This window comes from Agrobacterium tumefaciens str. B6, from assembly GCF_001541315.1.
In the GTDB taxonomy this organism is placed as follows: Bacteria; Pseudomonadota; Alphaproteobacteria; order Rhizobiales; family Rhizobiaceae; genus Agrobacterium; species Agrobacterium radiobacter.
Genome location: NZ_LMVK01000023.1, coordinates 420,910 through 439,559 on the forward strand (window position 1 = coordinate 420,910; position 18,650 = coordinate 439,559).

The 18,650-nt window shown below is 60.1% G+C and carries 21 protein-coding genes; 5 read left to right on the top strand and 16 right to left on the bottom strand.

Features of this window, described 5'->3' with window-relative positions; genetic code table 11:
- The first annotated feature begins 434 nt into the window (after window positions 1-434).
- A complete protein-coding gene (locus ASB65_RS17995; protein WP_031233430.1) occupies window positions 435-1,871 on the top strand; it encodes an NAD-dependent succinate-semialdehyde dehydrogenase in 1,437 nt (478 codons plus the stop codon).
- Between the two features lie 150 nt (window positions 1,872-2,021).
- Window positions 2,022-3,119 carry a DNA alkylation repair protein gene (locus ASB65_RS18000; protein ID WP_060724903.1) on the top strand — a complete coding sequence of 366 codons (1,098 nt, stop codon included), beginning with the start codon at window positions 2,022-2,024 and terminating at the stop codon, window positions 3,117-3,119.
- Window positions 3,120-3,126: 7 nt separating this feature from the next.
- Here the strand turns inward: ASB65_RS18000 and ASB65_RS18005 are convergent, their stop codons facing one another.
- From ASB65_RS18005 to ASB65_RS18025, 5 genes are all read right to left on the bottom strand, one after another.
- Window positions 3,127-4,152, bottom strand: coding sequence for a sulfate/molybdate ABC transporter ATP-binding protein (locus ASB65_RS18005; RefSeq protein WP_060724904.1), 1,026 nt, complete (start codon window positions 4,150-4,152; stop codon window positions 3,127-3,129).
- A gap of 5 nt (window positions 4,153-4,157) precedes the next feature.
- The gene (gene cysW / locus ASB65_RS18010; RefSeq protein WP_060724905.1) at window positions 4,158-5,045 is read right to left on the bottom strand and encodes a sulfate ABC transporter permease subunit CysW; all 888 of its coding nucleotides are present in this window, start codon (window positions 5,043-5,045) and stop codon (window positions 4,158-4,160) included.
- 3 nt (window positions 5,046-5,048) lie between these two features.
- Window positions 5,049-5,888 carry a sulfate ABC transporter permease subunit CysT gene (gene cysT / locus ASB65_RS18015; protein ID WP_080570316.1) on the bottom strand — a complete coding sequence of 280 codons (840 nt, stop codon included), beginning with the start codon at window positions 5,886-5,888 and terminating at the stop codon, window positions 5,049-5,051.
- Window positions 5,889-5,945: 57 nt separating this feature from the next.
- A complete protein-coding gene (cysP, locus tag ASB65_RS18020; protein ID WP_060724906.1) occupies window positions 5,946-6,932 on the bottom strand; it encodes a thiosulfate ABC transporter substrate-binding protein CysP in 987 nt (328 codons plus the stop codon).
- 315 nt (window positions 6,933-7,247) lie between these two features.
- Complete coding sequence (locus ASB65_RS18025) at window positions 7,248-8,318, bottom strand: enoyl-CoA hydratase/isomerase family protein (protein WP_060724907.1); 1,071 nt, start codon at window positions 8,316-8,318, stop codon at window positions 7,248-7,250.
- Window positions 8,319-8,601: 283 nt separating this feature from the next.
- Here ASB65_RS18025 and ASB65_RS28555 point away from each other — a divergent pair, with 283 nt between their 5' ends.
- Window positions 8,602-8,859, top strand: a complete 258-nt coding sequence (locus ASB65_RS28555) for a DUF2934 domain-containing protein (protein ID WP_060724908.1) — start codon at window positions 8,602-8,604, stop codon at window positions 8,857-8,859.
- A 67-nt stretch (window positions 8,860-8,926) separates the two neighbouring features.
- Here ASB65_RS28555 and ASB65_RS18035 read toward each other — a convergent pair whose 3' ends face one another.
- A complete protein-coding gene (locus tag ASB65_RS18035; protein ID WP_003507035.1) occupies window positions 8,927-9,733 on the bottom strand; it encodes an SH3 domain-containing protein in 807 nt (268 codons plus the stop codon).
- Between the two features lie 256 nt (window positions 9,734-9,989).
- On the opposite strand from ASB65_RS18035, the gene ubiG reads away from it, so the two are divergent.
- Complete coding sequence (gene ubiG / locus ASB65_RS18045) at window positions 9,990-10,742, top strand: bifunctional 2-polyprenyl-6-hydroxyphenol methylase/3-demethylubiquinol 3-O-methyltransferase UbiG (RefSeq protein WP_003507037.1); 753 nt, start codon at window positions 9,990-9,992, stop codon at window positions 10,740-10,742.
- A 38-nt stretch (window positions 10,743-10,780) separates the two neighbouring features.
- On the opposite strand, the gene ASB65_RS18050 is transcribed toward ubiG, so the two are convergent.
- The 4 genes from ASB65_RS18050 to ASB65_RS18065 are packed head-to-tail and all read right to left on the bottom strand — an operon-like array spanning window position 10,781 to window position 13,203.
- On the bottom strand, window positions 10,781-11,209 hold the full coding sequence (locus ASB65_RS18050) for a DUF1178 family protein (RefSeq protein WP_003507039.1): 429 nt from the start codon (window positions 11,207-11,209) through the stop codon (window positions 10,781-10,783).
- Window positions 11,206-12,066: a carbon-nitrogen hydrolase family protein gene (locus ASB65_RS18055; protein WP_003507041.1), complete on the bottom strand. Its 861-nt coding sequence runs from the start codon at window positions 12,064-12,066 to the stop codon at window positions 11,206-11,208. The genes ASB65_RS18050 and ASB65_RS18055 overlap by 4 nt, the downstream gene beginning before the upstream one ends.
- A gap of 30 nt (window positions 12,067-12,096) precedes the next feature.
- On the bottom strand, window positions 12,097-12,351 hold the full coding sequence (gene grxC, locus ASB65_RS18060) for a glutaredoxin 3 (RefSeq protein WP_060724909.1): 255 nt from the start codon (window positions 12,349-12,351) through the stop codon (window positions 12,097-12,099).
- Window positions 12,352-12,411: 60 nt separating this feature from the next.
- Complete coding sequence (locus ASB65_RS18065; protein WP_060724910.1) at window positions 12,412-13,203, bottom strand: ComF family protein; 792 nt, start codon at window positions 13,201-13,203, stop codon at window positions 12,412-12,414.
- Window positions 13,204-13,346: 143 nt separating this feature from the next.
- Between ASB65_RS18065 and ASB65_RS18070 the strand changes: the two genes are divergently transcribed.
- Window positions 13,347-14,228 carry a methyltransferase domain-containing protein gene (locus ASB65_RS18070; RefSeq protein ID WP_003507048.1) on the top strand — a complete coding sequence of 294 codons (882 nt, stop codon included), beginning with the start codon at window positions 13,347-13,349 and terminating at the stop codon, window positions 14,226-14,228.
- Window positions 14,229-14,238: 10 nt separating this feature from the next.
- Here the strand turns inward: ASB65_RS18070 and ASB65_RS18075 are convergent, their stop codons facing one another.
- From ASB65_RS18075 to ASB65_RS18100, 6 genes are all read right to left on the bottom strand, one after another.
- Window positions 14,239-14,433: a Flp family type IVb pilin gene (locus ASB65_RS18075; RefSeq protein ID WP_003507050.1), complete on the bottom strand. Its 195-nt coding sequence runs from the start codon at window positions 14,431-14,433 to the stop codon at window positions 14,239-14,241.
- A 93-nt stretch (window positions 14,434-14,526) separates the two neighbouring features.
- Complete coding sequence (locus tag ASB65_RS18080) at window positions 14,527-14,841, bottom strand: hypothetical protein (protein WP_020808898.1); 315 nt, start codon at window positions 14,839-14,841, stop codon at window positions 14,527-14,529.
- A gap of 279 nt (window positions 14,842-15,120) precedes the next feature.
- Window positions 15,121-15,534 carry an 8-oxo-dGTP diphosphatase MutT gene (mutT, locus tag ASB65_RS18085; protein ID WP_003507054.1) on the bottom strand — a complete coding sequence of 138 codons (414 nt, stop codon included), beginning with the start codon at window positions 15,532-15,534 and terminating at the stop codon, window positions 15,121-15,123.
- The gene (locus ASB65_RS18090) at window positions 15,531-16,307 is read right to left on the bottom strand and encodes a GNAT family N-acetyltransferase (RefSeq protein ID WP_020808897.1); all 777 of its coding nucleotides are present in this window, start codon (window positions 16,305-16,307) and stop codon (window positions 15,531-15,533) included. Before ASB65_RS18090 ends, mutT begins: the two co-directional genes overlap by 4 nt.
- An 18-nt stretch (window positions 16,308-16,325) precedes the next feature.
- On the bottom strand, window positions 16,326-17,567 hold the full coding sequence (gene argJ / locus ASB65_RS18095; RefSeq protein WP_060724911.1) for a bifunctional glutamate N-acetyltransferase/amino-acid acetyltransferase ArgJ: 1,242 nt from the start codon (window positions 17,565-17,567) through the stop codon (window positions 16,326-16,328).
- Window positions 17,568-17,655: 88 nt separating this feature from the next.
- Entirely contained in the window at window positions 17,656-18,519 is an 864-nt protein-coding gene (locus tag ASB65_RS18100) for a peptidylprolyl isomerase (protein ID WP_026364016.1), read from the bottom strand.
- Between the last annotated feature and the right edge of the window lie 131 nt (window positions 18,520-18,650).

Below are 18,650 nucleotides of genomic sequence, written 5' to 3' on the forward strand. Positions count from 1 at the left end.
TACACTCGACGCCCTGTTATGACGCAGGCGGCAAGCCCCGGAGACCCCTCCCGATAATTCGTCAGGTGCGACAAAGGCCGAATTGTGGCGAGAGCCTCGCCGTCGCCGCACAGGTTCATCTGATTCGCGTGAGGCGGCCGGGCAGGCGACGCCCCATCTCCGCGCCGGATTGAAATGACGAATGACAAATTCCGCATCATAGAAAAATCATGACGATTGCCGGAGCGCATGGTTGAAACATACCGCCCGGAACTTAATATAAAGGCTGTCGTTTCCGTTTCCGGCAATTCCAGAAGCCTCTTGTCGGAAATATCCAGACACATGTTCCGCGCAGCGAAAGCCGCGATGCCGGTTCGTCCGGCCAGGACAATTCTGTTCACGTCTCCGGGCCGGACGGCATTCGCCGTATCGGCCGCATCATGAAGGTAGCCCCTATGCACACCTATCCCGACATCAAACTTCTCATTGATGGCGAATGGCGAGACGCCGTTTCCGGCAAGACGATCGCCGTGTCCGATCCGGCAACCGACGAGATCATCGGCGCGATCGCGCACGCCGAGAAGGAAGACCTCGATCTGGCGCTTGCCGCCGCCGAGCGCGGTTTCAAGCTGTGGCGCGACACCTCCCCCTTCGAGCGCTCGAAGATCATGCGCAAGGCGGCCGATATCCTGCGCGAGCGCAAGGACAAGATCGCCTATATCATGACCCGCGAGCAGGGTAAGCCGCTGGCGCAGTCGGGCACCGAAATCATGGGTGCCGCTGATACCATCGACTGGTTCGCGGAAGAAGCACGCCGCACCTATGGCCAGGTCATTCCGGCCCGCGCGAGCGGTGTTTCGCAGCTTGCCATCAAACTGCCGGTCGGCCCTGTGGCGGCGTTCACGCCGTGGAACTTCCCGATCAACCAGATCGTCCGCAAGCTTTCCGCAGCGCTCGCCACCGGCTGCTCCATCATCGTCAAGGCGCCCGAGGAAACCCCGGCATCGCCGGCCGAACTCATTCGCGCCTTCGTGGATGCGGGCGTGCCTGCCGGCGTCATCGGTCTCGTTTACGGTGTTCCATCCGAAATTTCGGAATATCTGATCCCGCATCCGGTCATCCGCAAGATTTCCTTCACCGGTTCCACGCCCATCGGCAAACATCTGGCCGCACTTGCGGGCAAGCACATGAAGCGCGCCACGATGGAACTGGGCGGCCACGCGCCTGTCATGATCTTTGACGATGCCGATATCGACAAGGCGATCGAAGTGACCTCGCTTGCCAAGTTCCGCAATGCCGGTCAGGTCTGCGTCGCCCCCACCCGCTTCCTCGTGCAGGACGGCGTGGCCGATCGCTTCCTTGAAGGTTTCGTGGAAGCGACGAAGGCCATCAAGGTCGGCAACGGTCTCGAAGATGGCGTCATCATGGGCCCGCTCGCCAATGAGCGCCGCATTCCGGCACTGGAAGGCCTCATCAACGACGCCGTTTCCCATGGCGCAGAATTGAAGACCGGCGGCCGTCGCATCGGCAACAAGGGCAATTTCTTCGAGCCGACGGTTCTCGCCAATGTGCCCACCACCGCCAAGATCATGAATGACGAGCCCTTCGGCCCGGTCGCGATCATCAACCGCTTCTCGAGCTTCGATGACGCCATCACCGAAGCGAACCGCCTGCCCTTCGGCCTTGCATCCTACGCCTTTACCGGTTCGGTCAAGACCGCGCACGCACTTGGCCAGCAGGTAGAGGCCGGCATGCTGACCATCAACCATAATGGCCTTGCGCTTCCCGAAGTCCCCTTCGGCGGCATCAAGGATTCCGGTTATGGCACGGAAGGCGGCTCGGAAGCGGTTCAGGCCTATCTGGAGACCAAATTCGTCAGCCAGATGAGCTGAAGTTAGTTTGTCACGAAACTTCTTCTCCCCGTCGGGGAGAAGAAGTAAGCGGCACCCACTCGGTCCGTCAGCACTCTTCGAAAGTTGCTCAGCCCTTGCCTCCGGCCTCATCCTGCCCTAAAAGAACAAAAAGTGAACCTTGAGGGCAATATGAGCGACACGGCGGCACCTGCATTGAAGGAAATCTTCAACCGCGAGAAACTGCGGCATATCGCCGATCAGACCAGGGCCGTTCATCCGCAGTTTGACATCTCAGCCTTCATGGCGCTCGCCACCGAAAACCTCGAGGCCTTGGGCATCATGCAGCGCATGCGGCAGGGGGCGCCGAGCCTGCATGCGACACTTCCCGGCGACTATGCCCGCAACATCGAAATCCTGACCGCCGCAGCGCCGGGCATCGGCAACGGTTTTGCCTCCATTTCGCTGCCGGAATATGTGGCGCTCTACGGCCTCGATGATTTCGATCTTTCCATGGCAGCGCTGCATTATTTCACCCGTTTCGGCTCCTCGGAATTCGCCATCCGTCATTTCCTGCAAAGGGATATGGCCCGTACCCTTGCCGTGATGGAGACATGGTCACGACATGAAAACGAACATGTGCGGCGGCTGGCGAGCGAGGGCTGCCGGCCGCGCCTGCCATGGTCATTCCAGCTCAAACCCCTGATCGACGATCCATCCCCGGTCACTGGTATCCTCGAGGCCATGAAAGCTGATGAGGCGCTTTATGTGCGCAAATCCGTCGCCAATCATCTGAACGACATCACCAAGGACAATCCCGCTTTCGTGCTGGCGCTCATCGATGCATGGCCGAAGGAAAACCCGCATACGCGCTGGATTACACGCCAAGCCCTGCGCACGTTGATCAAGAAGGGCGACGCCGCCGCGCTTGCCCATCTTGGCGCGCATGAGGAAGCGGAAATTGCACTTGCGGCATTTCAGGTTACGCCGGACAAGGTGGCTCTCGGCAACCCTGTGCGGATTTCAGCCTCTTTCACCTCGACGGCGAAACGCCCGCAGAAACTGGTGATCGACTACGCCGTGCACTACGTGAAGAAGAGCGGCGACGCCTCGGCGAAAGTCTTCAAGTGGAAAGAAATCGAGCTTCAGCCCGGTGAGACATGCGCGCTGTCGATCAGCCGCGCCATACGTGATTTCACCACCCGCAAACACTACCCCGGCCTTCACAGGGTTGACCTGATGATCAACGGCAAGCTTGTGGCAGAAAGCGCCTTCGAACTTCTGGGCTGACAACGGCTCACGCCGCCGGGAAAATTTTCGCCCGGCGGATGATGACGGAACCGCGGTCACCGGCAGCGACATCGTTTTCCGGCGGCACGTCAAATTCCAGGATGTCGCCGCCATCGGTGCTGGCGATTACCCGGCGTTCACCCGCCCGGTCGAGAACCCGCGCCACCGAGGCGGGAATGCCCTCATGCAGATCTTCCCATTCGAGATCGCCGGGGCGGGCATAGATATCCACGACGCCATCGCCCTGCGCATAGGAGAAAGGCAGCTCATTGTCACCGACATAAACCTTGCCGCCGCGCGCCACGCCGGAGACCCGGTTGGCATCACCCAGAAAGCGCATGACAAAGGCGCTGTTCGGCTGGCGGCAGACCTCCTTCGGCGTGCCCTCCTGTACGATTTCGCCCTGATTGAGGATGACAACACGATCGGCAAGATCGAGCGCCTCTTCCTGGTCATGCGTCACGAAAATCGTGGTGATGCCGAGCGAATCGTGAATCTCGCGCAGCCAGCGGCGAAGATCGCGGCGCACATTGGCGTCCAGCGCTCCGAAAGGCTCATCGAGCAGCAGCACCTTGGGATCGACCGAAAGCGCACGCGCCAGCGCCACGCGCTGCCGCTGCCCGCCGGAAATCTGCGCCGGGAAACGGTCGCCCAGACCATCAAGCTTCACCAGCCGCAAAAGCTCCCCGACGCGGGCGTCGATCGCCGTCTTGTCCCGCTTCACCTTCGAGACCTTCATGCCGAAAGCGATGTTTTGATGCAGAGTCATATGCGGGAAAAGCGCATAATGCTGAAACACGAAACCGACGCCGCGGTCACGCACCGGAATATTGGTGGCGTCCTCGTCGCCGAAAAAGATACGGCCGCCATCGCTATATTCGAGACCGGCGACCATGCGCAAAATCGTCGTCTTGCCGGAGCCTGAGGGACCGAGCAGCGCCAGAAGCTCGCCGCTTTCGATATCCAGCGAAACATCGCGCACGGCGCGGAAGGTATCGAAGGTCTTCACCACATTTTCGAGGCGGATTTTCATGGGAATCAGGTCTCCGTGGCGATGGCGGCATCGCCGTTGGTCTTCTTGGCGCCGCGTCCGGCGCCGCGCCCTTCCAGCGCCACCTTGGCAATGATGGTGACGACGGCGAGCAAGGCAAGGATGGAGGCGGACGCGAAGGCGCCGGCCGTCTGGTAATCGTGGTAAAGCAGCTCGATATGCAGCGGCAGCGTATTGGTCTGGCCGCGAATATTGCCCGATACGACCGATACCGCGCCGAATTCGCCCATCACGCGGGCATTGCAGAGCACGACACCATAAAGCAGCGCCCATTTGATGTTCGGCAAGGTCACCGAAAAGAAGGTACGCCAGCCGGATGCGCCAAGCGAGGTCGCCGCCTCCTCGAGATCGCGACCCTGCGCCTGCATCAGCGGGATCAGTTCACGCGCCACGAAAGGCGCAGTCACGAACATCGAGGCGATGACGATGCCGGGAAGCGCGAAGAGTATCTTGATATCATGCGCATCGAGGAACGGGCCGAACAACCCCTGAAGGCCGTAAACGAAGAGATAGGAGACGCCGGCGACGATCGGCGAAATGGAAAAGGGTATTTCGATCAGCACCAGCAGGAAGCGCCGGCCCGGGAAATCGAACTTGGTGATCGCCCATGCGGCGGCCACACCGAAGGCGGTATTAACAGGCACGGCGATCAGCGCCGTCAGTACCGTCAGCATGATGGCGTGGCGGGTATCGGGATGGGTGATGGTGGCGGAATAGACCTTCCAGCCCTGCGAAAAGGCTTCGACGCCGATGATGACAAGCGGCGCTAAGACCAGCAAGGCACCGATAACAAGCACGAAGGCAATCAGGCTGCGGCGAACAAGAGGCGCGTCGCCAACCCGTGGCGGCTTGCGGTGTGAAGAAACGGCACTCATGTCTCAGCCCCTCACCGTGTAACGAAGCGCGCGCGCCTGCAGGTAATTGGTCACCGCCAGCATCACGAAGGCGGTGATGAGCAGCACGGAGGCGATGGCGGCCGCCGCCTGATAATCATATTCCTCCAGCCGGATGAAGATCAGCAGCGCGGTGATCTCAGTCGAAAACGGCTGGTTGCCGGCGATGAAGATGATCGCCCCGAATTCGCCGAGGCTGCGGGCGAAGGACAGCGACAGACCGGCGAGCAACGCCGGCGTCAGGAGCGGCAGGATGATCTTGCGGAAAATTTCGAGATCGGAACCACCGAGCGATTGCGCCGCTTCTTCCAGCGCCGGATCGAGGTCTTCCAGAACCGGCTGCACGGTGCGAACGATGAAGGGCAGGCTGGTAAAGGCCATCGCCACCATGATGCCAAGCGGCGTGTAGGCCACCTTGATGCCGAATTGGGAAAGCACCGAGCCGAACCAACCATTGCCCGCAAAAAGCGTCGTCAGCGCAATGCCGGCAACGGCGGTCGGAAGCGCAAAAGGCAGATCGACGATGGCGTCCACGATGCGCCAGCCGGGAAAGCGGTAACGTGTCAGCACCCAGGCAAGCGCCACCCCGAAAATGACGTTGAACAGCGTGGCGGCCAGCGCACAGAGCACGGTAACACGATAGCTGGCGACGGCGCGCGGAGAAGAGATGATCGACCAATATTCGGCAGGGCCTAGGCTTGCCGCCTTGAACACCAGCGCCGAGAGCGGCAGAAGCACGATGATGGCGACGTAAGTCAGGGTAACGCCAAGGGACAATTTCAGCCCCGGCAGAACATTCCGTTTCAAACCCCGCCCCCAATTCATCAAAAAGCGACCCGGCAGTTTCCCGCCGGGTCTTCTATCTGTTCTTTGTCGTTGTGATTAACGGCTGCCGTAAAGCGTATCAAGCGTCGCGCCGGATGCAAAATGCTCTTTCTGAATTTTGTCCCAGCCGCCGAAGACATCATCGACGTTGACGAGGCGAATGGCCGGGAACTTATCCTTGAACTCGCCAACGACCTTTTCATTGTGAACGCGGTGGCCAAATTCGGCGGCGATGCGCTGGCCTTCCTCGGTATAGAGGAAGTCGAGATAGCTCTTCGCCAGATCACGCGAGCCGCGCTTGTCGACCACCTTGTCCACCACGGCCACCGGGAATTCGGCGAGCAGGCTGACGGAGGGCACAACGCCTTCCACCTTGTCGGCGCCATATTGCTTGGCGATGCCGCGGGTCTCGGCTTCGAAGGTGATCAGCACGTCGCCGATCTCGCGTTCCACGAAAGTGGTGGTGGCGGCGCGGCCTCCGGTGTCGAAAACCGGCGTATTGTCGAAGATTTTCTTGACGAATTCCTGGACCTTCTTCTCGTCGCCGCTGAATTTCTCCTTGGCGTAAGCCGTGGCGGCGAGATAGGTGTAACGGGCGTTACCCGAGGTCTTCGGATTGGGGAAAACGATCTTCACATCATCACGGGCAAGGTCGTCCCAGTCCTTGATACCCTTGGGATTGCCGGCGCGCACGAGGAAGGATGGGAAGGAATAGAACGGCGATGCGTCGTTCGCAAAATCCTTCTTCCAGTCGGCGGAAACGAAGCCCTGCTTCACCAGAAAATCGACATCGGTCACCTGGTTAAAGGTGACGACATCGGCTTCAAGACCCTCGACAATGGCGCGCGCCTGCTTGGAGGTGCCGGCATGCGACTGATCGACGGTTACGCCCGGATGCTGCTTGATAAACGCCTCGTTCTCGGCCGCAAAAACTTCGCGGGCGACATCGTAGGATGCGTTGAGGATGGTGGTCGGAGACTGCGCCTGCGCCGCACCTGCAAAAAGAGCGGCAAACGCAGTACCGATAATGAGAAGACGTTTCATGAATACCCCCGGCAATTCGAATGGTGTTCAACATAGCGGGCGGCGGCAACGCCCGCGAGAAACAACTGTGCCTTGCAGGGGCATGGATTGGAAATTTCACCCAAAGAATAAGCACTCAAAAGGTGATGATTTCATATAGGGCAAGAAGCCGAATTTCTTTTGCGTCACCCTTCCCAAAATCTCGGAGAGAACCATGAAATTCATTACGCCCGAAACATGTATTCGCATTGAGCGTAGCCCTCGTCCTTGTGCTTGTCACAGGAATGAGGGCGGAGATTCGCCAGTCTCCAGGCAACAGGCGCGGTCTCCACTGATCTAAAGGCGATGATCGGGAAACAGATTGCCGGAATGCCCGGCAAAATAGGGCGCCAGATTCTCCTCCCGCACCTCTTCCAGCCGCGCCGGTTGCCAGCGGGGATTGCGGTCCTTGTCGATAAGGGCCGCACGCACGCCTTCGTAAAAATCGTGCTGGCGCAATATCTCCGTGCCGGCGGCAAATTCCCGCTCCAGGCATTCGATGAGGCTCGCACTTTCCCGACCGAGGCGCAGCAGCTTCAGGGTCAGTTTCAGACTGGTGGGAGAGCGCTTTTGCAGGACCTCAAGGGTCTCGCGCGAAAACGCATCTTGGCGCGCCGAAAGCGCGGCGAAAATCTCCTCAACCGTGTCGAAGCGGAATGTCGCGTCGATAATATCCCGATTTATGGATAAAACGCCTTCATCGGCCTCAACCGCCTGCGCCATGATCGCCGTCTCGATGCTGTCTATATCCGCCGCTTGCGACAGGTTCTGGACCAGACCGTCGAGACGGTCCGAAGGAACAATATAATCGGCAAAGCCGGCGTAGATGGCATCAGCGGCCGTAACCGCGTTGCCCGTCAGCCCCAGCCAGGTGCCGCATTCGCCCGGCGCTCGTGGCAGGAGCCAGGAGCCGCCAACGTCAGGGAAATAACCGATGCCTGTTTCCGGCATGGCGAGTTTTGTGCGTTCCGTGACGATGCGGTGGCTGCCATGGGCTGAAATACCGACGCCGCCGCCCATGACGATGCCGTCCATCAGGGCAATATAGGGCTTGCTGAAGCGGGCGATGCGATAGTTGAGCGGAAATTCTTCCCGCCAGAAATCAAGCATCTGCGGGTCGCCGGCCTTGCCGAGATCATGAATGATACGAACATCGCCCCCGGCGCAAAGCCCCCTGTCGCCTTCCCCGGTCAACACCACGCAGGCAACACCGGCATCCTCCTCGAAACGCTGAAGCGCCTGAAACAGGCCGCGAACCATCGGCAACGTCAGGCTGTTGATCGCCTTCGGGCGGTTGAGGCGAATGATGCCAGCCCCTCCGCGCTTCTTGACGATGACCTGCGCATCCGCTTCCGTTGTCTGTTCCAAGACCGCCTCCTCCGCTGCCCATTCATCCGGTCATCTTGGCGACCTTGGGCCGATCACGCAACGTTGATCTTCCCTTGTAGGAACGTCTTTCGCCCAAACCGCTTTAACGGGGACAAAATGCCAGAAATCCGTTTTTGCAATGCAGCATGTTTGCTTGACGCCCGGAAAATCATGGCATGTAATGGGCTCTGGAAATGCCGGCATTGATTCCTGTCGAGCGTGTGCCGGACCAAGCGGAATGTCGCCTTCTCAAAGGCGCTGTAAACAGCAACGGGAGACGAGCATGCAGGTTTCGGAACACGAATGGATCAGCAAACGGGCATATACACTCTGGGAAAAGGAAGGCCATCCCACTGGGCGCGACGCGCACCACTGGGAACAGGCCAGACATGAATTTTCGCTGCTGAAGACATCGGAAGCGACAAAACCCGCAACGCGCAGGAAGGCCGCTCCCAAGGTCGCGGCTGCCGATGCCGCACCGGATGCAGAAACCCCGGCGAAACCCAAGAGCCGTGCCCGCAAGGCTGCTGCCACGAAATAGGGGCTCGTGCCGTTAAGCTGAAGCCACCAATGAAAAAGCCCGACGAAATTCGCCGGGCTTTGTCTGTTTAGCGCGGGTCACAACCCGGATCACCGACCCGGCAGCCATCCCGGAGGTTTTCCGACGCAGGCGCACGGCGCGGGTCATCCCACTGGCGACGCTCGGCAGGAAGCCGGCCCTCATTCTGATTTGGCTGGCGATCGCGATTGCGATCCCGGTTCTCATCTTCGAAGCGCCGGCGATCGTCATCGCGACGGGGCCTGTCCTGATTTCTGTCGCCCTGGTTCCAGTCGCCATAACGACGTTCCCAGCGTCCGTCATTCGGACCGCCACCCTGACGGGGATCGCGCCACTCGTCACGACGACCATCACGCCAGTCATCCCGGCGTCCGTCACGCCACTCGTCACGCGGACGCGGGCGATCCCATCCGGCACTCGGCGGCGGGGCGTTCCAGTAACCGCCTGATGGCGGCGGACGACGCCAGCGGTCACGCTCGCGGTAGAAGTCGCGGTCGCGATAATAGCGGTCCCAATAACGGCCGACTTCGAAGGTGATAACCGGCACGCCGAGATCGCGGTAATAACGCGGTTCGACATAGACCCGGTTCTGCCGGTAGGTCGTGGCGATGTAACGCCCGGCTACCCAGCCGCGACCACCCACAAACGCGACATCGCACCAGGGCGTGTCCGAAAGGCAGCCATGGACGGTGAGCGGCGCGCCATTCGGGATCACCACAACAGCCGGATAGGCCGTGCTCGGGCCGGAGCGCATATTCACATTCGCGGTGGCGAAACCGCGCGTCGCAGCTTCGGCAAGTGCCGGCGCGGCGAGCATGGCCACCAGCGCAATTGCGCCAAACAGTTTTTTCTTCACTTCTTTCTCCTCAAGCAAAGGCCCGCTTTGCCCTTGTCGGCATCCACCACTTCGATGGACGAGTATGCGTTCCGCATACTGCCACGATCGGAAAATACGCGTTGCTGCATGAACGCAGCATGAAACAAATGAGACGCCTCATCAGTTCCACCTGCGGCAATGAGCGCCCGACAAATTGCCGCCGGAATGGACCGCCGGTCTTGACTTCGGGGGGCAATCATCCGACTTCAATGCAACAGCAATATGGAGCAGAACCATGAGCGAAACCGCACAGACGACCGTCGACCAGAGCGAAGTGGATCGCTTCTCCGCGATGGCTGCGGAATGGTGGAGCCCGACCGGCAAGTTCCGCCCGTTGCACAAGTTCAATCCGGTGCGGCTCGAATATATCCGCAACCGGATCTGCGACAATTTCGGCCGCGACCCGAAGGCGCACCGCCCGCTGGAAGGGCTGCGCATACTGGATATTGGCTGCGGCGGCGGCCTTCTCTCCGAACCCGTTGCGCGCATGGGCGCGGATGTGGTGGGCGCCGATCCCTCGGAAAAAAATATCGGCATCGCTTCCACCCACGCCCGCGAAAGCGGGGTCAGCGTTGACTACCGCGCAGTGACCGCCGAACAGTTGCAGGAAGCTGGCGAGACCTTCGACGTCATCCTCAACATGGAGGTGGTCGAGCATGTGGCCAATGTCGATCTCTTCGTCACCACCTGCGCAAAAATGGTGCGACCCGGGGGCCTGATGTTCGCCGCCACCATCAACCGCACGCTCAAAGCCCGGGCACTGGCAATCTTCGCCGCCGAAAACGTGCTGCGCTGGCTGCCGCGCGGCACGCACCAATATGAAAAGCTGGTTCGCCCGGAAGAGCTCGAGAGGCCGCTGGTGGCAAGCGGTATGGATATCATCCACCGCACCGGCGTGTTCTACAACGTGCTGCAGGACCGCTGGAATCTTTCACCTGACATGGAGGTCAACTACATGATGCTGGCGAAAAGACCGGCGCAAGGCTAACGCGGGGCGCTATGTGAGTGATGTCGTTCTAAAGAAATTCAGTTGACGTCATCAGGCAAGACCGGCAGCGGCGCGATCTCTATACCCTCATCCAGCAGGGCCTTGGCTTCCTGCGCAGAGGCATTGCCGATGATGCCGCGCTCATCCGCTTCGCCATAATGGATCTTGCGCGCCTCTTCGGGAAATTTATCGCCGACATCCTCGGCATTGGCGCGGATATTGGCGACAGCCTCGCGGATTTTCGCCATCGCCTCTTTCCTGGCCGTATCCATGGCGAGCGTCTGGCGTTCGTCTTTCTTGCGGGCGGTGGAGACCGAGGGCGCCATCAATAGCTTGGAGACCTGCACGGAATTGCAGACCGGGCAGGACAGGAAACCGCGCTGCAACTGATTGTCGAAATCGTCGCTACCGGCAAACCAGCCTTCAAACTCATGGCCCTTTTCACAGGCCAGCGCATAACGGATCACGCCGCTTCACCTCCGGCAGGTTTCAGGGGAATGACGGTGTCCAGTCCGAACTCGCGAGCATTGCGCAGATTGGGAATCTTGCCACGCGCAGCCGCGACCAGCGACGTGTCGATCTCGGCGATGATTATCTCTTCTCCAGCGCCGCCGGCAATGGCCAGAACCTTGCCCCAGGGATCGATGATGATGGAATGGCCAAAGGTCTCGCGCCCGTCCTCATGCACGCCGGCCTGCGCGGCAGCAATGACAAAAGCGCCATTTTCAATGGCGCGGGCGCGCAGCAGGATCTCCCAATGCGCCTCCCCCGTCTGCCGGGTGAAAGCCGCCGGAACCGTCAGAACCTCTGCACCGGCCAGTGCTTCAGCGCGAAAAAGCTGCGGAAAACGGACGTCGTAACAAATCGCAAAGCCGAATTTCGCCAGCGGAAGTTCAGCGATACGCGCCACCTCGCCGGGTTGATAAGCAGCGCTTTCGCGCCAGCTTTCACCATTGTCGAGATCGACATCGAACATATGGATCTTGTCATAGCTGCAGATGCGCGAACCATCCGGCGCGAAGAGAAAACCGCGATTGGCGATCTTGCCATCCGGCCGGGCAATCGCGGTCGAGCCGACATGGACATGAATGCCGAGTTCGCGGGCGAGACGCGCGGCCGTCGCAACGATGATATCGCCATCGTCATCCTGCAATTGCGCACGCAACGCCTGCCTGTCCTTCTGGATGGCGCCCGTCATTTCCGGGGTCTGCACATAAACGGCGCCCTCGGCTGCAGCCGCCCGCACCAACCGTTCCATATCGGCGGCGTTTTTTGCCGGGTCGACGCCGGAACGCATCTGAATGGCGGCAGCCTTGAAACTCATCATATCCTCCATGCCCGCAAATCGGGCCGATCAGGCGGCCAGCAGCACGTCCAGTTTGCCGGCGCGCTCCAGCGCGTGCAGATCATCACAACCGCCCACATGCTCGCCATTGATGAAGATTTGCGGGAACGTTGTACCACCTGATTTCTCGATCATTTCCTGCCGGTATTCGGGCGTCGTCGTAGCGTTATATTCGGCGTAATCCACGCCCTTGCTGTCCAGCAGCGCCTTGGCGCGCGCGCAATAACCACAAAAATCCCGCGTATAGATCGTTACCGGTGCCATGTTTTCAAAGCCCTCGCAAACGTGCGGTAAAACGCACGATAAAGTCATGTCATTCAGGTTTCATATAGGGCCGGAAATGGCCATTGCAAAGGTCAAAACCGTCACATCCACGGCACTGGCCTTGCGCAGGGCACGGCTTGCCGCACCCACCGTCGCACCTGTCGTATAGACATCATCCACCAGCACCACGCGCTTGCCATGGACATCGGTTTCCCGGCCGGGCGCGAGCGCGAAAGCGCCGCGCACATTGTCCTGTCGGGCAAGTGCCGAAAGCCCCCCCTGCCGCTCGGTCGGCTTCACGCGCAACAGCGTGCCGGCAAGCACGGGCTTGCCGGCGGCCTTGGCTAGATGCCGTGCCAGCTCGGCGGATTGATTGAAACGGCGGCGCAGGAAACGGTGACGATGCAACGGAACGGGCACGATGCAATCACAGTCACCCACCGTTCCGTCACTTGCCCTCAGCATCCACAGCGCCATCAGTCGGGCGAGATCGGTCCGGTCCTGATATTTCAGCCGGTGCACGAGCTTGCGGGCGGTTCCCTCATGGCTTGCGACGGCACGCAGCCGGTCAAAGGGCGGCGGTTCGGCAATGGCCCGCGCGCTCACAAAACCGTCTCCGTGATCCCGCGCGAAGGGAATGCCCAGAACCTCGCAAAAGGGGCGATCGATAAAGCCCACATCCCGCCAGCAATCCGCGCATAAGGCGCCCTCGCCGCTGGTCATACGGGTGCAGCCCGCGCAGGTTGGCGGGTAGACCATACGGAAGAGCGCGCGCCACATGTCTCCCGCTGCCGCCGGCACGGTCGCGGACTTCGATAGCAACGCCGAAAACAGACTTTCACCAGCACCCATGAGGTTGACTTTACCGCTGAACGGGTGCCTTTGCGAGAGCGATAGTTCCGTCCCGTCACCGGGAGAACGATGCCCGCAGCGGCATGACAGTAACGATACGGCCCGCCGATCCCGAAGGCGTTTGAGGCCGAGCAGGCAAGACGATGGATATTCTCTTTGACCAGGCCCTGATCGAACAAAACCGTCACCGGGCGTGGGCCAGACGCGATGACAAGGCCCTGTTTCTTCTCGATATGGCGGCCGAAGAGCTGGCCGACAGGCTCGCCATCGTCGAGCGCCAGTTCGAGACCGCGATCGAACTTCATGGCGGAACCGGCGTCACCGCCCGACGCCTGGCGGAGACCGGCAAGGTCGATACCATTCGCCGTATCGAAACCGAGAGTTCTTTTGCGACGGATGCAAATATTCCCGAGGCCGCTTCCATGGAGCATCTGCCGCTTGAGGAGGCCTCCGCCAATCTCATCGTCTCACCACTTGCCCTGCATCTGACCAACGACACCCCCGGTGCGCTGATCCAGATCCGGCGGGCATTAAAACCGGACGGCCTGTTTCTCGGCGCCATTCCCGGCAGCGGCACCCTGCAGGAACTGCGCGATGTGCTGCTGACCGCAGAGGCCGAACTGACCGGGGGCGCAAGTCCGCGTGTCATTCCCTTCGCCGATGTGCGCGATGTCGGCGCGCTTTTGCAGCGCGCCGGGTTTGCGCTTCCCGTTACCGATGCGGAAAGCTACACGGTTCGTTACGATTCTATTTTTCCGCTGATGCGGGACCTGCGCGCCATGGGCATGGCCAACCCGCTGGCAAGCCGCAGCAGAAAACCGCTCAACCGCGCCTTTTTCCTGCGCGCAGCGGAGCTTTACGCCGAGCGCTATTCAGATCCTGACGGGCGGATAAGGGCGACATTTTCCATTATTTACGTATCAGGCTGGGCCCCGCACGAAAGCCAGCAGAAACCGCTAAAGCCCGGCTCCGCCAAGGTGCGGCTTGCCGATGCCTTGAAGACAACAGAGGTGAAGCTGTCCTGAGCGATCAGCCCTACAGGTTCGACTGGGCAAAAGTATCTACGATGAACTGAAACACGGCATTGATATTGCTGCTGATGTTGCCTGCGCCAGCGATGAGGGCGGCGGAGAGCAGCCCCACGATCAAGCCGTATTCAACGGCTGTCGCACCGTCTTCGTTTTTGCAAAAATTGATAAAAAAATGCAGCACAGGATATTCCCCATCCACCGGTGCGTTCCGACAACCGGCATCTGCCCTGTTGAAATCAACACTATCCTAGGTCGGCGATGTGAGAAATCCGTTACCGTTGATGGTAAACGATCAGCAACCGCTCTCGTTGCTGTAACCCGTGACCACGCAGGGCATCTCCGGCATCGGCTGGGTGATGCTGCGACGAATGGAATAGGTCTTGCCGACATCGGTCTTCTTGATGGAGCCCGTGCTGATCATGTCGTAATTTTCGGGAAACTGCGCCACGCGCGTGGAAGATTTTCCGGCAAGCATGGGGGTGATGATCAGGGAAAGGGCGATAACCGCCGTGCCAAAAAGCAGCGCCACATTGAGCACGCCGGTGCGACGGGATTTGTTGGAATACAAATGACGACCTTCCACCGTCTTCCAGAAATCCTCGTTCATGACCAACCTCGTCTCGCGCAGTTTACCGCTTCTTTAGCTTAACAATCTGCCAGAGGGTGCTGAACGATCTCTTAACACAGCCCCGTTTTGGTACGGCAAAGCGCTGGCAACAGGGCATTTTCACGAAGCTGTGACGGGATGACCTTACAAGGGCGGATAGATCCTCGGGACAGGCCCGAGGATGACGTCATATTGAGGCGAGACAGCCTCGCACTCGACAACTACGTTACTCGACAGGCTGATCTTTACCCGATCGCGCGCAAACGCCACGCCGCCAGCTTACAGCAGATCCTGCAGGAAAGGGATGAGCGGCTCATCGGCCGGCGGCATGGGGTAATCGCGCAGAGCCTGCGGCTTTACCCATTTCAGCGCCTGCCCTTCCCGGCCATGCGCAATGCCCTCATAACGGCGGCACACGTAAAGCGGCATCAGGAGGTGAAAGGTCTCATAGGTGTGGCTGGCGAAAGTCAGCGGTGCAAGGCAGGCGACCTTGGTCTTGATGCCCAGTTCTTCGTCCAGCTCGCGAACAAGGGTTTCCTCGGGCGTCTCACCGTGCTCCACCTTGCCGCCCGGAAACTCCCACAGGCCAGCAAGCGACTTGCCTTCAGGACGCTGCGCCAGAAGGATGCGCCCATCCCGATCGAGGAGCGCACAGGCGGCGACCAGCAGAATCTTCTTGCCCGCTTCGCTCATTTTTCGTCAACCTTGCGCCAGTAGCGATAGAGGTAGGCATCGGTGAAACCGAATTTTTCATAAAGCGCGATTGCGGGCACATTTGTCGAGACGACCTGCAACCAGGCGCTTTTGGCACCGCTGATCCGTGCCCAACGCAGCGCCGACGCCAGAATCTGCGTACCGAGGCCCTTCTGGCGCTGCGACTTGTCAACGTCGAGCGACAGGATGCCGGCAAGATCGTTATCCTGCACGCAGATCACAGTCGCAAGCGGGCTGCCTTCAACTTCCTCGTTGATGAACAGGCCGAGCGTCGGCTTGATCGAACTAACGATTTCTGCGATCGCTGATCGCTGGGCCGGGTCGCTATCGCTGACCTTGATGCTCGCCTCGACAAAACGGCCGATATCGTGGCTCGGCAGGCTGACCAGCGTTTCCGGCAGTTCCATGCCGGTAAGATCAGCCGTCATGACCCTGACCTCTTCGACCATGGACCAGCCGTCCTTGACCAGAAAGTCCTTGAGTTGCGGCGGCATCAGCGTCGTTTCACGCACCACCAGCGGACGGCCGAAATCCTCGAAGCGCTTGCGTGCCTTTTCCAGCCGCACGGCGCTGTTTCCGTAGTCGGAAGGGTCGAGCGGCACCACGCAGTTGATCCGCTTGGAGGGATGCGAGCCTGTGAGGCGGATTTGCCAGCTGCCGTCATAAATCACCGACGAGGCAGGCCATGCCCGGAAGCTGACGGCTTCCAGACGGCGAACCAGCGGCAGATTGACGGCCTTGTTGTCCTGCATTCTCTTCGGCTCCAACGGTCAGCTCCGGTAGTCGCCGTTGATCGCAACATATTCCTTGGTGAGATCACAGGTCCAGACGGTGGCCTTGCCCTGACCGAGACCAATATCCACCTTCACCGGAATGTCTTCGAGACGCATCACCGCGGTCGTCTCCGCTTCCGAATAATCCGGATCGCGCTCACCATTCACGGCCACGCGCACGCCGCCGAACCAGATCGCGAGACGGTCGCGGTCTGCCATTTCGCCGGATTTGCCGACGGCCATGACGACACGGCCCCAATTGGCGTCTTCGCCGGCAACCGCGGTCTTCACCAGCGGCGAATTGGCGATGGAAAGGGCGATCTTCTTGGCGGCGGCATCGTTTTCCGCGCCAGTGACAGTGACTTCCACCATCTTGCGCGCGCCTTCGCCGTCGCGAACAACCTGCAGGGCCAGATCCTTGAGGAGATCGTTGAGAGCGACGCGGAAGCCGGCAAGGCGCTCGTCGTCGGCGCTCGTCACCTTCACCTGGCCGTCTTCAGCTGCCGCACCCGTGGCAAACAGCATCAGCGTGTCGGAGGTGGAGGTGTCGCTGTCGACCGTCACGGAATTGAAGGTCGGGCCGACACCGGCCGAAAGCAGCGCCTGCAGGGCTGCCGGCTCAATGTCCGCATCCGTCACCACGAAGGAGAGCATCGTCGCCATGTCGGGCGCGATCATGCCGGCACCCTTGGCGATACCGTTGATGGTAACGATGACGCCGCCGATTTCGGCAGTGCGGGTCGAAACCTTGGGATAGGTATCGGTCGTCATGATCGCCTTGGCGGCTTCCTGCCAGAAATCGGCTTCGGCCATACCGTTCATATCGCCCAGAACACCGGCGAATTTGGTGGCGTCCAGCGGCTCGCCGATCACGCCGGTCGACGCCAGAAATACCTCGTTTTCGGAGCAACCGACGGCAGCGGCGGCGGATTTCGCCGTCAGCTCGGTGGCCGCCTTGCCCTTGACGCCCGTAAAGGCATTGGCGTTACCGGAATTGACCACCACGGCACGCGCCACGCCGCCGCCGAGATTGGTGCGGCAGAAATCAACCGGGGCAGACGGGCATTTTGACTTGGTGAAGACGCCGGCGACACTTGCAGGCGTGTCGAACACCATCAGCAGAACATCCGTGCGGTTCTTGTATTTGATGCCGGCGGCGGCCGTCGCCATGCGAACACCGCGCAGCGCGGGCATGTCGGGATAGGATTTCGGAGCGAGCGGGGAAACGGCAACGGACATGGGAAGCGCCTGAAATTCTGGAAAGGAGGATCTGGGAATGCCTGAGATGAAACGGGGCGGCCCATAGCCGCCCCGTAACCTGAATTTTTTACTGCTGCGGCTGAGCCTGCTGTTCCTTCGAGGCTTCGTCGTAGCCCTTCTTCAGCGTCTCATCCATGATTTCGATCTTCTGGTCAGCCTTTGCCTTCTCGATGAGGGCAACGTACTTGTCACGCATGACAAGCTGACGAACCTGCGGCTCGACCTGCTCGAAAGCCGGCGGCGGGGCGATGCGCTTGTCTTCCAGCTTGATGACGTGGAAGCCGAACTGCGTCTTCACCGGGGTCTTGGTGTAGGCGCCCTTTTCGAGGCCAAAAGCAGCTTCTTCGAATTCCGGAACCATGCGGCCCTTGCCGAACCAGCCGAGATCGCCGCCGTCATCCTTGTTGGAATCGGTCGACTTTTCCTTGGCGAGCGCGGCGAAATCCTTGCCCGAATCAAGCTGCTTGATGATGTCTTTCGCTTCGTCCTCGCTGGCGACGAGAATGTGCGCGGCCTTGATTTCTTCTTCCTGCGGCAGGGCTGCGACTTCCTTGTCGTAGCGCGCCTTCACCTCGTCATTGGTGACGGCCTCGACCACATGCTTGCGGAAATAGGCGTTATGCAGCTCACGGTCCTGGATGAATTCCATGCGCTTCTTGAAATCTTCAGTCTTTTCCAGACCTTCGGCGCTGGCGTTCTTTACCAGAAGCTTGACGTCGATCGCGCCGGAAAGAGCTGCGACCTTCTTCTGCTCGTCGGGAAGCTGCGCGAGCTGCGGATCGAGGTTGCTCATGGCGAGGTCGAGTTCGGACTGGTGGATTTCCAGATCGCCAACCTTGGCGACAACCTTGTCTTCCTGTGCGAAAGCCGGAAGCTGGAGGCCGAGCGTGGCCACAATCACCGCAGCCGCAATTTTATTATAGCGCAACATTTTGAACCTTTCGGGGACAATGCCGGCTCCAGACATGGTTTCCGGCTCTGAAAAAACTTCCAAACACCGGATTGTGGCCATTCTGTAACGGGCAGAACCGTTGACATCATTTGCCCCCCCTCTTATCTGTC